Source organism: Roseivirga sp. AWQ4_251 (assembly GCF_056158225.1).
The window spans coordinates 78424-92654 of sequence record NZ_JBSWSW010000001.1 but is presented as its reverse complement, the minus strand read 5'-3'; the positions used below and the strand labels follow the sequence as shown (position 1 = coordinate 92654).

14 protein-coding genes and 2 pseudogenes are annotated in these 14231 nt (G+C 40.0%); 9 read left to right on the top strand and 7 right to left on the bottom strand.

What is annotated here, in order from left to right; genetic code table 11:
* The first annotated feature begins 107 nt into the window (after positions 1 to 107).
* The 3 genes and pseudogenes from recA to ACXACJ_RS00475 all read left to right on the top strand — a co-directional run bounded on the left by recA (position 108) and on the right by ACXACJ_RS00475 (position 2666).
* Positions 108 to 1125: pseudogene (recA, locus tag ACXACJ_RS00485) on the top strand (recombinase RecA).
* Positions 1126 to 1276: 151 nt separating this feature from the next.
* Positions 1277 to 2155: a sigma-70 family RNA polymerase sigma factor gene (locus tag ACXACJ_RS00480; RefSeq protein ID WP_475132299.1), complete on the top strand. Its 879-nt coding sequence runs from the start codon at positions 1277 to 1279 to the stop codon at positions 2153 to 2155.
* Positions 2156 to 2207: 52 nt separating this feature from the next.
* Positions 2208 to 2666 carry a carboxymuconolactone decarboxylase family protein gene (locus tag ACXACJ_RS00475; protein ID WP_475132298.1) on the top strand — a complete coding sequence of 153 codons (459 nt, stop codon included), beginning with the start codon at positions 2208 to 2210 and terminating at the stop codon, positions 2664 to 2666.
* An 82-nt stretch (positions 2667 to 2748) separates the two neighbouring features.
* Here ACXACJ_RS00475 and ACXACJ_RS00470 read toward each other — a convergent pair whose 3' ends face one another.
* Positions 2749 to 4008, bottom strand: a complete 1260-nt coding sequence (locus tag ACXACJ_RS00470) for an ABC transporter permease (protein ID WP_475132297.1) — start codon at positions 4006 to 4008, stop codon at positions 2749 to 2751.
* Positions 4009 to 4280: 272 nt separating this feature from the next.
* Between ACXACJ_RS00470 and queA the strand changes: the two genes are divergently transcribed.
* On the top strand, positions 4281 to 5327 hold the full coding sequence (queA, locus tag ACXACJ_RS00465; RefSeq protein WP_475132296.1) for a tRNA preQ1(34) S-adenosylmethionine ribosyltransferase-isomerase QueA: 1047 nt from the start codon (positions 4281 to 4283) through the stop codon (positions 5325 to 5327).
* A 108-nt stretch (positions 5328 to 5435) separates the two neighbouring features.
* Here the strand turns inward: queA and arsC are convergent, their stop codons facing one another.
* A complete protein-coding gene (gene arsC / locus ACXACJ_RS00460; RefSeq protein ID WP_475132295.1) occupies positions 5436 to 5777 on the bottom strand; it encodes an arsenate reductase (glutaredoxin) in 342 nt (113 codons plus the stop codon).
* A 71-nt stretch (positions 5778 to 5848) separates the two neighbouring features.
* Here arsC and ACXACJ_RS00455 point away from each other — a divergent pair, with 71 nt between their 5' ends.
* From ACXACJ_RS00455 to ACXACJ_RS00440, 4 genes are all read left to right on the top strand, one after another.
* Positions 5849 to 6748, top strand: coding sequence for an aldo/keto reductase (locus ACXACJ_RS00455; protein ID WP_475132294.1), 900 nt, complete (start codon positions 5849 to 5851; stop codon positions 6746 to 6748).
* Between the two features lie 102 nt (positions 6749 to 6850).
* The gene (locus ACXACJ_RS00450) at positions 6851 to 7381 is read left to right on the top strand and encodes a YfiT family bacillithiol transferase (protein WP_475132293.1); all 531 of its coding nucleotides are present in this window, start codon (positions 6851 to 6853) and stop codon (positions 7379 to 7381) included.
* Positions 7382 to 7493: 112 nt separating this feature from the next.
* On the top strand, positions 7494 to 7883 hold the full coding sequence (locus ACXACJ_RS00445) for a VOC family protein (RefSeq protein ID WP_475132292.1): 390 nt from the start codon (positions 7494 to 7496) through the stop codon (positions 7881 to 7883).
* Between the two features lie 105 nt (positions 7884 to 7988).
* Entirely contained in the window at positions 7989 to 8786 is a 798-nt protein-coding gene (locus ACXACJ_RS00440) for an SUMF1/EgtB/PvdO family nonheme iron enzyme (RefSeq protein ID WP_475132291.1), read from the top strand.
* A 14-nt stretch (positions 8787 to 8800) separates the two neighbouring features.
* On the opposite strand, the pseudogene ACXACJ_RS00435 reads toward ACXACJ_RS00440, so the two are convergent.
* The 4 genes and pseudogenes from ACXACJ_RS00435 to ACXACJ_RS00420 all read right to left on the bottom strand — a co-directional run.
* Positions 8801 to 9382: pseudogene (locus ACXACJ_RS00435) on the bottom strand (LytR/AlgR family response regulator transcription factor); the annotation flags it as partial.
* 102 nt (positions 9383 to 9484) lie between these two features.
* Positions 9485 to 10315, bottom strand: a complete 831-nt coding sequence (locus ACXACJ_RS00430) for a sensor histidine kinase (protein WP_475132290.1) — start codon at positions 10313 to 10315, stop codon at positions 9485 to 9487.
* Between the two features lie 186 nt (positions 10316 to 10501).
* Entirely contained in the window at positions 10502 to 11389 is an 888-nt protein-coding gene (locus tag ACXACJ_RS00425) for a hypothetical protein (RefSeq protein ID WP_475132289.1), read from the bottom strand.
* Positions 11390 to 11530: 141 nt separating this feature from the next.
* The gene (locus ACXACJ_RS00420) at positions 11531 to 12076 is read right to left on the bottom strand and encodes a D-glycero-alpha-D-manno-heptose-1,7-bisphosphate 7-phosphatase (RefSeq protein WP_475132288.1); all 546 of its coding nucleotides are present in this window, start codon (positions 12074 to 12076) and stop codon (positions 11531 to 11533) included.
* 120 nt (positions 12077 to 12196) lie between these two features.
* Here ACXACJ_RS00420 and ACXACJ_RS00415 point away from each other — a divergent pair, with 120 nt between their 5' ends.
* Positions 12197 to 12988, top strand: coding sequence for a polyprenol monophosphomannose synthase (locus ACXACJ_RS00415; protein ID WP_475132287.1), 792 nt, complete (start codon positions 12197 to 12199; stop codon positions 12986 to 12988).
* Here the strand turns inward: ACXACJ_RS00415 and ACXACJ_RS00410 are convergent.
* Complete coding sequence (locus ACXACJ_RS00410; protein ID WP_475132286.1) at positions 12985 to 14202, bottom strand: ABC transporter permease; 1218 nt, start codon at positions 14200 to 14202, stop codon at positions 12985 to 12987. The genes ACXACJ_RS00415 and ACXACJ_RS00410 overlap by 4 nt on opposite strands.
* Positions 14203 to 14231 lie beyond the last annotated feature (29 nt).

The following is a 14231-nucleotide window of genomic DNA, read 5'->3' as shown; positions in this document are numbered from 1 at the left end:
AACAATTGGCACTAAAATAAGCTTATTTATTGAAAGCTTCGGGTTGTGAATTGAAACCAATCCAGCTATCTTCACAGATTATTCCGAATTCAAATTCCCAATCCATAATGAGCGATAATTCCGAAAAATTAAAAGCATTACAGTTAACCATCGATAAACTTGAGAAAACATACGGTAAAGGTGCCGTTATGAAGTTGAGTGATGAAAAGGTGGTTGACCTTCCTTCTATCCCTACTGGCTCCCTAGGCTTAGATATTGCCTTGGGTATTGGCGGAATTCCACGGGGTAGAATCATTGAAATCTACGGTCCAGAATCTTCTGGTAAAACCACCCTTACCATGCATTGCATTGCTGAAGCTCAGAAAAAAGGTGGTTTAGCAGCTTTTATTGATGCAGAACACGCTTTCGATAAAGGTTATGCTGAAAAGCTTGGCATTGACACTCAAAATCTTTTGATCGCTCAGCCCGACAATGGAGAACAAGCTTTGGAAATTGCAGAGCATTTGATTCGTTCTGGCGCTATCGACATTATCGTAATTGACTCCGTTGCTGCCTTGGTACCTAAAGGAGAATTAGAAGGCGAAATGGGGGAAAGCAAGAATGGGCCTTCAAGCCCGATTGATGTCTCAAGCTTTGAGAAAACTCACCGGTACCATCAACAAAACCGGATGTGCTTGTATTTTCATTAACCAGCTTCGTGAGAAAATCGGAGTTATGTTCGGTAACCCAGAAACTACAACTGGTGGTAACGCTTTGAAATTCTACTCTTCTGTTCGTTTAGACATCAGAAGAATAGGCCAAATTAAAGAAAGTGCCGACAACATTTTGGGTAACAGAACCCGAGTGAAAGTGGTGAAAAACAAAGTAGCACCTCCTTTCAAAGTTGTGGAATTTGATATTATGTACGGTCAAGGAATTTCTAAAGCAGGTGAAATCATCGATTTGGGCGTAGAGCTTGGCGTAGTGAAAAAGGCTGGTTCTTGGTTCTCATATAATGGCGAAAAACTTGGCCAAGGTCGTGATTCAGTAAAATCTTTGATTGAAGACAATCCAGAATTGATGGAAGAACTTGAAACCAAAATCAAGGCAAAAATAAAAGGAGAAGAAGTAGAAACAGCTGAGTAATACCGGTTCTCTTCTCATTAAAAACTTCCTTCTTGGGCAACCCAAATAAAGAAGGAAGTTTTTTTATGCGCTATTTCCCAAAAAAACGTTCCACTCTGTCACGCCTTCCTTTTCAAAACTGTCCATAATTATTGACCTTCAGTTTATCGTTATGGCTTCTTTCGTTTTGGGAAAACAATCTATCAGTTCGGAATTCAGTAATCAAAAAACAAGGCTTCTCCCCTTCGCCTACAACATTACTGGCGACTACTTAGCTTCGGAAGACATTGTTCAAGAAGTGTTGAATCACTTTTTCATAAAGCCGCAAACTCACATTGAGAATCCGGACTCTTATCTGGTTCGCTCGGTGGTCAATCGCGCCATTAACCATAAAAAGCTACTAAGAACTCAAAAGGAACAGTACTTAGGGCCTTGGCTACCCAGCCCTATTTTAACGGAAGAAGAAATTTACAATCAGAGTGACAGCCAGTTCATTTTGAATTACTCTTTGCTGGTGCTTATGGAACAGCTTAACCCAAAGGAGCGGGCCGTTTTCATTCTAAAGGAAACCTTTAGTTTTACTCATCAAGAAATTGCAGAAACACTAGAAATAGAAGCTGACCATTCTCGGCAGCTATTAAAGCGAGCTAAAAGCAGAATTAATCTTCAGCAAGATTTCTCTCCAAAAGAACATGACGAGCAATTGATAGAGAGCTTGACTAAAGCCATTTTAAAAGCGGACGTTAATCAGGTAATGGAAATTCTGCATACCGATGTGGTTTTCCATGCGGATGGCGGAAACAAGATCAGCGCTTCTCGAAACAGCCTTTATGGGCAGACAGATGTTTACAAACTATTTCAGGCCATTCATTCAAAGTACTGGTATAAAAACACCCAAACACATTTCAGAATACTGAACCACAAACCTGCAATCGTGCATATAGCAGAAGGTAAAATTTATCGGTGCATCATTTTTGAAATTGCCGAAAACCAAATCAAAGAGGTTTTCACTATGGTAAATCCAGACAAACTGGAACACCTTTCTTTATAAAATTTGTCACGCCAAATGCTCGACAACTGTCATAAAAGAAAACACAAAAGCCATGACAGAACCTAGAATAAGTTACCAAGAAACGCCCAAAGGCATGTATGGTGCCATGCTTAACACCGAAAGCTATTTAGCAAGCTGTGGAATTTCCAAAAGTTTGATGGAATTGATTAAAACCAGAGCTTCACAAATTAACGGATGCGGATATTGCCTCGATATGCACCATAAAGATGCTTTAAACGCTGGAGAATCTTTTGACCGACTGTATTTGCTCCCTGCATGGGAAGAATCGCCATGCTATACCGAAGCAGAAAAGGCGGTACTGAACCTTACGGATGTGCTCACAGAAATTGCCCAGGCTTCACCAGCCGACATCGAAAAAGCTTACGATAGAATGGCATTACATTTTGACAAAAATCAAATTGCTAATGTGGTTTTGGCCATTTGCCAAATCAACTCATGGAATAGAATAGCCATTACTTTTGGCAATATCCCAGGAAGCTACAAAGGGTAGCATTCCTTGCTAAACCTCTTAAAAAGTAAAGGCCAACTCAAAAAACTGAGTCGGCCTTTTTGATTTATCAATCAACCTTAGACTATGCTGCTCTCATTGCCTCCACCGGATCAAGTCTGGCGGCTTTGGCTGAAGGAATAATTCCTGAAACTATTCCGATAATACTGGATACGACAACTCCCAATAAAATGTTTTTAAAGCTGAGCACAACTTCCAAATTTCCCATTGGGATAAAGGTGAGCAAGAATACGATAAACACCCCTGCGGCTCCACCTAACAAACAAAGGAAGATAGATTCGAAAAGAAATTGGAAGAGAATAAAATAGTTTTTCGCTCCTAAAGATTTTTGAATACCGATGATTTTGGTTCTTTCCTGAACCGAAACAAACATGATATTCATAATTCCGAACCCGCCTACTAAAATGGAGAACCCGCCAATAATCCAGCCTGCAATACCCAATACGTCAAAGATTCCACCAAGCGCATCGACTAGAGCTTCTGGTCTGTTTAGGGCAAAGTCCGATTCAATTTTAGGCTTCAAACCTCTCACTTTTCTCAGCATTCCTTCCATTTCATTTTGAAGTTCTACCAAGCCAATATCTGCCTCGTAACCCTTAACGGCTATCGATGGATTAATCCCCCATCTTCTTCCGATGTAATACATTTTAGTGAAGGCCTTGTAAGGAATATAAACACGGTCGTCATTACTTGGCGTACCAATAAAGCTTTCGCCTTCTCGCTCCATTACACCAATAATTCTGAATTTATAACCGCGGACCTTAATGTCTTTTCCAATTGGGTTTTCATTATTGGGGAAAAGTGATTTTGCTACTTCATCGCCAATAACTGCCACACTTCTTCCTCCTTCAATTTCTTGTTGAGTAAAATATCTACCAAACCCAAGGGGGACTTCGTAAACATCTTGATACTGATAAGTAATTCCATAAATATCAATACCGCTGATGCTGCTACTTTTTCTTTTTACGGTTGTAGCGCGGTTGGCCACAATGGTTACAGCCGCAGCATTTTTTAGGTTGGCAGATAAAAATTCGTATTCGCGGTAGCTATTGTTTGGCCTTCTGAAATACTTCCACCATGGGTAGTTAGGATCTGGGCCATCACCAAAAGGAAATTTATCGACCGTTACAACATTGGAACCAAGGAAGTCCAAACTGTCTTTAATGTTTTTCTCAAGCGAATCCACAAAGGTGAAAACCGCGATAATGAGCATAATACCAATGGTTACACCTAAAAGTGAAAGCATGGTTCTGAGCAAGTTGGTAGAGAGTACCTGCCAGGCGAATCGGATGCTTTCGCCAAGAAGTTTCAAGAATAGTCCCACGTGTAGCGTTTTAAATTTTTGACTCGTACTATAACGAACGCAAAGAATCAAAAAAAGTAAACAGCGACCAATGCGTTTTAGTTAAAAACATCAATCTTACTATTGATCGGGTTTTTACCTGCCTGAATGGAGCAACCTTCAGATTAAGATGAACTACGGCAAAGGTTTTGAAGCCTAGGCAATTATAAACCGCTATCACCTATGACACTAGCGCTTTTATTCTTATCTTTGCCAGCTATTTGAAAAAACGCAGTAACGCTAGCATATAAAGAATGAAGTTATCAGCCTTTAAATTCGACCTTCCTGAAGATAAGATCGCAAAATACCCTGCTGAAAATAGGGACGAATCCAAACTTATGGTTCTACACCGCGAAACTGGTGAAATTGAGCACCGAATTTTCAAGGATGTAGTAGAATATTTTGACGAAGGCGATGTGCTCGTGAACAACGACACTAAAGTTTTCCCTGCCCGTTTGTACGGTCAAAAAGAAAAAACCGGAGCTAAAATCGAGGTTTTCTTGCTAAGAGAACTGAATGAAGAAATGCACCTATGGGATGTTTTGGTTGATCCGGCTAGAAAAATCAGAGTAGGTAATAAATTATATTTTGGAGATGGCGAGTTGGTAGCTGAAGTTATTGACAACACCACTTCTAGAGGTAGAACGATCCGTTTCTTGTTCGATGGAACTGACGAGGAATTCTACAAAACCATTGACTCTTTAGGCGAAACACCTCTTCCGAGAACAATCCCAAGAGATACTGAACCTGAAGACAGAGAAAGATTCCAGACTATTTACGCTAAAAATGTAGGCGCAGTAGCTGCACCAGTTGCAGGTTTGCACTTCACTTTGCAAGTGATGAAGAGAATGGAAATTAAAGGTGTGGACATCGTTCCTGTAACCTTACACATTGGTTTAGGAACTTTCCGTCCGGTAGATGTTGAGGATCTTACCAAACACAAAATGGATTCTGAAAACTACATGATTTCTCAGGCTACTGCCGATGTAGTGAATCAGGCGCTTGACAACAAAAAAAGAGTTTGTTCAGTAGGAACAACTTCTATGAGAGCGCTGGAATCTTCTGTTTCTGCTGGAGGCCGCTTGAAAGCCAACCAAGCTTGGACAGACAAATTCATTTTCCCAGAATACGAATTCAAAATCTGTAATTCGTTGATCACCAACTTCCACTTGCCAGAATCAACTTTGTTGATGCAAGCCGCTGCTTTTGGTGGATACGAAAATGTAATGAAAGCTTACGAAGTAGCTAAAAAAGAAGGATACAGATTCTTCAGCTATGGCGATGCCATGTTGATTATCTAATCGATTTTCTTCTAAAGAAATACAGAAGAGGTTGCTTTAAAAGTTGGTTGAGTTTCAGTTTAAAACTGATATAACCTCTACAGCTTTTAAGACAACCTCTTTTTTTGTTTATAACAATGATTTCACATTCTCTGGTGGCCTCCCTAAAACCGCCTTATTATCTTTCACAACAATAGGGCGTTCAATTAGCTTAGGATTTTCCACCATTGCGGTTATCCATTCATCTTCTGTCAGGCTTTTGCCCTTATACTGCTCCTTATAAATCGGCTCACTTTTTCTTACCAATTGCTCTGCAGTAATACCCAATTTCTGAAGAATGCTTTTCAATTGATCTTCTGAAGGCACTTCTTTCAAATATTCAATAATCGTGACCATTTCGCCACTTTCTTCAATCATTTGAAGGGTTTGCCTGCTCTTTTGGCAACGCGGATTATGATATATTTTCAGCATGTCTCTCTTTTTTAAACTTAAAGTTCCAAAGTTTTAAAAGTTCTTGTAAACTTCGTTTAAGAAAAATCGATATGGATAGAATAAAGTTTAGCGATCAGGTAGAAATTTCTAGAATTGTACATGGCGTTTGGCGCCTTTCTGAATGGAATTTAACTAAGGAACAGGTAGTTACATTGATTGAACAGTGTCTTGAATTGGGTATTGACACTTTCGACCATGCAGATATTTACGGAGACTATAGTTGCGAAAGTCTTTTTGGCGAAGCCTTAGCTGGCCAATCAGCATTGAATAACAAACTCAAAATCATCACAAAGTGTGGCATTAAGCTTTTGTCTTCAAAAAAGCCAGACCATTACATTAAGCATTACGACACCAGCTACGACCACATTGTGAGTTCGGCTGAAGCTTCTCTTAAAAACCTTAAGAGAGACAATATTGATGTGCTGTTGATTCACAGACCCGACCCATTTATGAATCCCGAAGAAGTAGCCAAAGCATTTTCTGAGCTAAGAGAACAGGGCAAAGTGAAAGAATTTGGTGTGTCTAACTTCTTGCCTTCTCAATTCAACTTACTACAAAGTTATCTTGACTTCCCGCTTGTGACCAACCAAGTAGAGATCTCGGCTGTATGTTTAGATCAATTCCAAAATGGCGTTATGGATCAGTGCATGGAGAAAAGAATGGCACCAATGGCATGGTCTCCGCTTGGAGGTGGCGCTGTATTTACGGCACAAACACATAAAATTCTGACCATTAAAAACGTGCTCTACAAAATCGCTAAGCAATTGGATTGCCCGATGGATCAACTCATGTATGCGTGGCTTTTAGCGCACCCTGGCAATATCATCCCTATTGCGGGTAGCGGTAAAATTGAAAGAGTGAAAAGAGCAGTTGATGCACTTCAAACCAAACTTACCAGACAACAATGGTTTGAAATCTGGGTGGCCGCTTTGGGTCAAAATGTAGCTTAAACCTCTGAAGGACATTTGCTGTTCTGGTGCTACTTTTTTGGCTAAACCGGACCAGCAAATGCCCTTTATTTTTATTGAATTTGGCAGTATAATTTTTAGCTCATGACACAAGATTTACGATACCCAATTGGCAATTTTTCCGCTCCTTCAGAAATATCTGATTCGGAAGTTCAACAAGCCATTCAGAAAGTAAAGGAAATCCCTAAACATTTAGCCTCAGCCATAGAAGGCCTTTCAGAAGAACAATTGGATACGCCCTATCGGCCTGAAGGTTGGACGGTGAGGCAATTGATTCATCATGTTGCGGACAGCCACATGAACGCCTATATCCGCTTTCACTGGACACTCACCGAAGAAAGTCCTAAAATCAAAGCTTATAATGAAAAGGCTTGGGCCGAACTTCCCTATATGAAGACTTTGAGCACGGATGTTTCGCTTCAGTTACTCACCAACCTTCACCAACGCTGGAGTACTTTGCTAGAAAGCCTCACTCAAGCCGATTTGGAGAAATATTACATTCACCCAGAAGGCGACAAAATCTACGCGCTTAAAAAAGTAGTTCTTCTTTATGCTTGGCATGGCGAACATCACACTGCTCACATCACAGCACTAAGAAAAAGAATGGACTGGTGACCATTTCCTTTTAAAATAAAGCCCTCTTTTTAAGGCAATTCCACGCTTTTCATACTTTGGTATGAGTGCTTTTTAACACTACATTTAGTCATTTGAAAGAAACATTTACAACATGAGCGATAAAGAAGAACCTGTATTCGGAACGGTAGGTTGGTTCGACCTAACTGTTCCTAACGCCACTGAGGTGAAAGATTTTTATGCAACAGTAACAGGCTGGAAAGCTGAACCTCTGAGCATGGGCGATTATGATGATTACATGATGAGCGCCAATGGTGAACCGAAAGCCGGCATTTGCCATAAGAAAGGAGCCAATAGCGATATCCCTTCCCAATGGATGATGTATATCAATGTTCAGAATTTGGACGAAAGCTTAGCCAACTGCGAAAAGCTTGGAGGAAAAACAGTCACTGCCATCCGTAAAATGGGAGAAATGGGCAGATATTGTTTTATTCAAGATCCAGCCGGTGCTGTTTGCGCACTTTTTGAACCGAAACAAGACTAATCTTTTTCAAGGATTTTCTTCGTAAGTTTAAATCGGATTGAATGCTTCTTTATTTCGGCATAAAAGAGCACCCAATCCGTGATAAGTGAATGTAGATTTCTGCGAATGAAAATCCTTTTTTCCTTTCTTTTAACCTTCTTCGGAAGTTATAATTCGGTTCGGCCTCTGTGCGACACTTGCAATCAAGATGGACGCTACAATTGCGCTGCCAACACATTGTCTATGAATTATAGACTTTGCATGGATATGACCGAAGTTTCTGGCCGTATGTATAAAGTTTTTCTTTTGGATATAAAGAAGGAAAAGGGAGAAAGCAGCGAAGCTTACCAAAACCTACTTCCCAACTGGCAAGTTTGGAGTGAAATTTACCCCAAACTTTCAGCTTCAAAAATCGAAAGTCAGTTTTTCGAAACTTCGGAATTTGCTCTAGCTCCTATGATAGGGATTAGCTACCAACAAGCCGTTGCTTTTAGCGAGTGGAGAACTACAGCTTTTAAAAAGGAACTTGCCAAAATGGATGCCGATGAAAGAGCGGAATTCCCTAAAGACTTTGTTTTCAGGCTACCTACACCAGCGGAATGGGGACGCATGCGTTTTATGAGCCAAGACAAGAGAATGCTGAAGCAGATTGATAAAATTGCCGAGAGTTACAACAAAGAATATGACCTAAAAAAGAGCAAAGTCCTCTCTTCTGACGCTAAAGTTCAGAGTGTATTTCTGGGGATGGACGAAAGCCTTGGCCTTTTCCATTTGCATGACAATGTTTCTGAAATGACCGCTGAGGAAGGCATTGCCATGGGGGGAAGCTGGAAAATGAAGAACCAAGACTTTCAAAAAGAGATAGAATACTCAGCACCACAAGCTTGGCTGGGCTTTCGCTGTATTTTCGAAATTTTGGAGTGATAGAGAGTTTTTTCTCATTCCGAAATATGCTTCAGAAAATCTTCTTTAAAGCTTTGCCCAATAGGAATAAACTGGTCTTGAATTTTCACTTGATTGCCCTCCACATATTCAATCTTAGACTTGTTTACAATAAATGATTTGTGGACACGGACAAAAAGGCTTTCTGGCAGTTCTTCCATTAATTTTTTAAGCGTAGTGGTCACAATCAAGGTCTTTCCTTCCACATTTACTTTTACATAATCGCCCAAAGCTTCGCAAAAAAGGAGGCTTTGGTAATCCGTTCTGTATATTTTTTTATCGGCCTTTAGCAATATATGCCCTTGATCATAAGCGATATTATTGCTCTGGTTCAGCTTTTCCTTCACCTTGTTGATGGCCTTAATAAAACGCTCAAAAGAAAATGGCTTAAGCAGATAATCCACGGCATTCAGTTCAAAACCTTCCACAGCAAACTCAGGATAGGCCGTGGTAAAAATCACCTTGGGCTTATGATTTAGCGACTTATAAAAATTGACGCCCGAGAGTTTGGGCATGTTTACATCCAAAAAAATCAGATCAATAGCTTCCTTTTCCAAGGCCGCCATAGCCTCAAAAGCATCTTTGCAAGAATGCCGTCACCTCTAGCTCAGGATGATCGGCACAATAAGTTTTGAGCACATCGCGAGAAAGGGGTTCGTCATCAACAATTAAGCATTTGATCATAGCTTCAATTTAAGATTTACACGGAACACTTCTTCGCCTTCTTCAACTTGAAAATCATGCGCATTGGGATAGATCAACTCAAGTCGGGAAGAAACATTTTTAAGGCCAATCCCGCCAAATTTACCCGCTTCCACATCGTCAACTTGCCCCTTATTATTTTCAATCTGAAACTCAATTAGTTTGGAAGAACAAGTGAGTTTCATCCGCACAAAAGCGGAATCGGAAACGCCTTTTACACCATGTTTAAAACTGTTTTCAATCAAAGGAAAGAAAAGCAAAGGCGCTACTTTCTTCCCTTTCAAATCTCCTTCAATTTGAAAATTAATTTGGGTAGAATCATCCGCTCTGAGCTTCTGTAGGTCTAAGTAATTCTGAATCATTTCAACCTCCTTTTCTAAATCCACTTGTTTGTCTGCCACTTCATAGAGCATATAGCGCATCAGGTTAGAAAGTTCTAAAACAGAAGGTGCCGTTTTCGAACTTTTGGCTAAAGCGAGTGAATAAATGCTGTTGAGGCTGTTGAATAGGAAATGAGGGTTGATCTGCATTTTGAGCGATTTCAGTTCCAATTCTACCTTTTCCTTTTCAACACGCTGAAGCACATACCATGATTTGGAAAGTTTCAGCAACGTGGTCAAAAGTATATAAATGCAGAATATGGCAGCCAAAACATGCCAATCCGTGAAGGAAACCATGTAATATTCTGTTGGTAAAAGCGGCAACAGAAACTCAAAAGTGAGCTCGTGAATTGCGTAAGCCGCTAAAACAGTCAAAAGCACCAAAGGGAGATAAAGTAGGTAAATCCCCTTTTGCAAAAACTTTGGCACTAGCACCCTCAAATTGATATAAACCAAAAAAAAGAGAGGGATGTGAAAAAGTAGCGAATAGAAAAAGTCAATCGATTTGAAGGTGTTTGAGATGGAAAAATATTGGCCAATTGCCAGTATGGACAGCATCCAGAAAACTGAATGCTGTAACCACACAGACCGTAATGTTCTATTGAGCCACTTCATTTATTGCACTCTCGAATAGTGATTGGGATTATCGAAAACGGATTCGTCTTTAGAATACTTGCCCAAAAACTTCCTCAATTCGGGAGACTGAGCCGTAATCAAAATTGTTCCGTCCACATCTTCATGGCGCAAGCGAATCAAATTACTTTTGAAAAGTTTATTGAGTTTATCGTAGTCGAACTGCGTAAGCGCCATTTTATCGCCATCCATTTCCACTTTCATAAAGGAATGAACCGGAAACCAAACCATGCTAGAAAATGCCTGATCGGCCAGCTTACTATCCGTAGCAAAAATATCGAGGAAGTAGTCGCCTTCAATCTTTGTTAGCGTAGCTTCATAAACCGCCTCCTGTTTACCATCATTGTAAACGGTCATTAAGTAACTTTCGGCAGACTTTTCAAATTGAAAGTCAGTTCTTCCCTTCATGCTGCTTGCTATTCTCTCCAAGCCCCTCGAAAGCTTTTCCAGTTTACCCGGAAGCTCTTCTTCAATAAGCTTTGTGCTAAATTCTTTGAGTTCTTCTCTATAATATTCCTCAATTTTAGCCTTATCTCGGATTGTATCGCCCTCTAAAACAATATATTCATCACCATCAAATTCTATGGTGAATTCAGGATTGCCAACTTTAACTTTCACCTTCCCGTCATCTGCTGATTTAGGTTCGCTTGATGAAGGCTCATTTGCAGTCACTTTTACAGTTCCTTCATAAGACATCCCACTTTCAAAAATGATATAGTTGCCAGGGTCATCCCCTTCTTGCCATTTCCCCAATAGTTCGGGTAAGTATTCACGGGTTTCATCAGTAAAAATGGGGAAAAGCGAATAAATACAAGAGTTCATCAGTAGCGCAACACACGCGAAGGCAACGATTACTTTTAACTTTTTCATAGTTCAAGATTTTGAGTTATTGACCTTTGTCTGATTCAAAAGTGAATCAGAAGCGGCTCCTCTCAAAAAAATATCGGTGAACGCTACAAAACTCCGGATGAAACTGAAAAATGGGTTGAAAAACTTACGACAAGCCTTCTTTCAGTGCTTCAAAATAACATCAACCACTTCAGGAAAAGACTTAGCATGAAATTCAGCCAAATCGCTAGATTCATACAGCGACTCCATCTGGATTCTTCGCAATCCTAATTTTTTAGCGGGAATCAAATCAGAACCTTTATCACCCACCATCCATGATTTTTCAGGGTCGGCACCAAAAAGGGCTAAACCTTTTTCAAGCATCAATGAATCAGGTTTCCTCATGAGCGATTCACTAATATGCGGCACCAAAGGAGCGTAATAGAATTTATCGATCAAGTGATTTGTAGCTTCTTGAAGAATGGCATGGCAATCATCGACCAATTTTGCTTCGTAATAACCTCTGGCAATACCACTTTGGTTGGTTACCACCACAAGTTTATAGCCAGCCTCTTTCAGCTTTTTCAGGCCTTCTGGAACTCCTTCATTAATTACAAACTCATCGAGGTTTAACACGTGCCTTCCCAGCTCTTCATTCAACACGCCATCTCTATCCATAAATACACACTTGTTCATTTTATGCCCTTCGTTTTCATAAGTCTTTAACATTTGATTAACTTTCCCGTTAAGAACACCCTTTCGGGGACTCAACAGCGGGGTGTCATAAAACTAATGAATATTATTAGCCGTATGGTAATTTCTATACTGGGTTAATTTGGAACCACTACAATGAGAGATAGTCTTGTCATTATTCCTACTTATAATGAAAAGGAGAACATTAAGGATATTATCCAAGCTGTTCTTTCCCAACCTTCTGATTTTGAGCTTTTAATTGTTGACGACAACTCCCCTGACGGTACAGCTTCCATCGTAAAATCACTTATTCCTGAATCTGAAGGAAGACTTCATATTGAAGAAAGAACTGGAAAGTTGGGTTTAGGAACCGCCTACATTCATGGTTTCCGATGGGCTTTGAAGCATGGTTACCAGTATATTTTCGAAATGGATGCGGATTTTTCACATAACCCTGAAGACCTAAACAAGCTTTATCATGCTTGTAAAGTTGAAGGCAACGATATGAGTATTGGTTCGCGCTACGTTACGGGTGTAAATGTGGTAAACTGGCCCATGAGCAGAGTAATGCTTTCTTTCTTTGCTAGCCACTATGTGCGCTTGGTTACCGGAATGCCCATTCGCGACACCACTGCAGGCTTTAAATGCTACCGCAGATCGGTTTTGGAAACCATCGACCTTCAAAAGGTGAAGTTTATGGGCTACGCCTTTCAAATTGAAATGAAGTTTTTGACTTGGAAATACGGGTTCAAAATAGCGGAGGTACCCATCATTTTTACCGATAGAACCAAAGGGAAATCCAAAATGAGTGGCGGAATTATTAAAGAAGCCGTTTTTGGGGTGCTACAAATTAAAATCAGCAGCTTTTTCCGTAGTTATAGAAAAGAGATGGAAGAAGACTACGAAACCAATTTGGAATTAACGACAGAGGAAAAACTCGTTAGTTAATCGAACCTCATTGCCCTTACCGGTCGGATTCTTGAGATGATTGCTGTTGGCAAAATCAGTACTAAAGAAACCAGAATTAAAGTGACCAAATTGAGCATAAGCGTTGTGCTCCACTTCCATTCAATAGGCACATATTCCATATAATAATTCACTGGGTCGAGCGGAATTAAATGGAATGTATCTTGCAGAAAAGCGAAACCGATGGCAATGGCATTTCCAATCAAAAGCCCCTTCAACACCAATCGCATTCCATTAAAAGTAAATACCCTGCGGATTAAACCATTATTGGCGCCTAAAGCCTTAAAAGTTCCAATCATTTGAGTTCGTTCCATAATCAGAATAAACAAAACGGAAACCATATTAAAACAGGCCACAAAAAGGATAAGCCAAATAAAAATGCTTACGTTTTGCCCAAGCAGGTTCAGCCAATCGAAAATGTGAATGTATTTATCGTCTACCCTTTCGGTGTACTGCTCTACGCTCAACAGATTGATGATGGAATCATCCGCTTCCGCAATTTTATCCACGTCTTTTAAATACACTTCGTAGCCACCTACCTCATTATCATCCCAGTTATTCAAACTGCGAATCATATTAATATCGCCAATCATAACCTGTTCATCGAAGGTATCGAGCCCGGTTTCAAAAATGCCCTTAATAATCACTTTCCGGGTTTTGGGAGGATCCATAATAAAATAAGTGATCACATCATCGCCCACCTTTAAGCCAATATCATCGGCCATGCGCTGGCTAATCATCACTTCATTTGAAGCGGTAGAATCGTTAAAACTGATAAATGAACCCGCTTTAAGGTAGCGTTCAAAAATAGTTTGATCGTATGAAGGTGCAATACCTTTTAAAAGCACACCAAAAACTTCATCATTTTTGCTGATTAAGCCCGGTTTATGAGCGTATTCTTGCAAATGAGCTACATAAGGATTCGCCTTGATCAATTCGAACCTTTCGGGATCGACAATTATGGGTTCTTCTTCATAAGAATTACTCAAAGAGTATTTCAGAATTTGAATATGACCTGAAAAACTGAAGATTTTATCCTTTATATTTTTCTGAAACCCACCCAAAATAAAGTAGGCAATCACCATTATGGCTATGCCCAACGCAACACTGGCGATGGCAATTTTGTGGATAATGGCCGAAAAGCTGTTATCTCCTGGATCGCTGATTCTTTTTGCTATGAAATAAGGGAGGTTCAAGAATATGGTTATTTTTGACCGAATCGTTA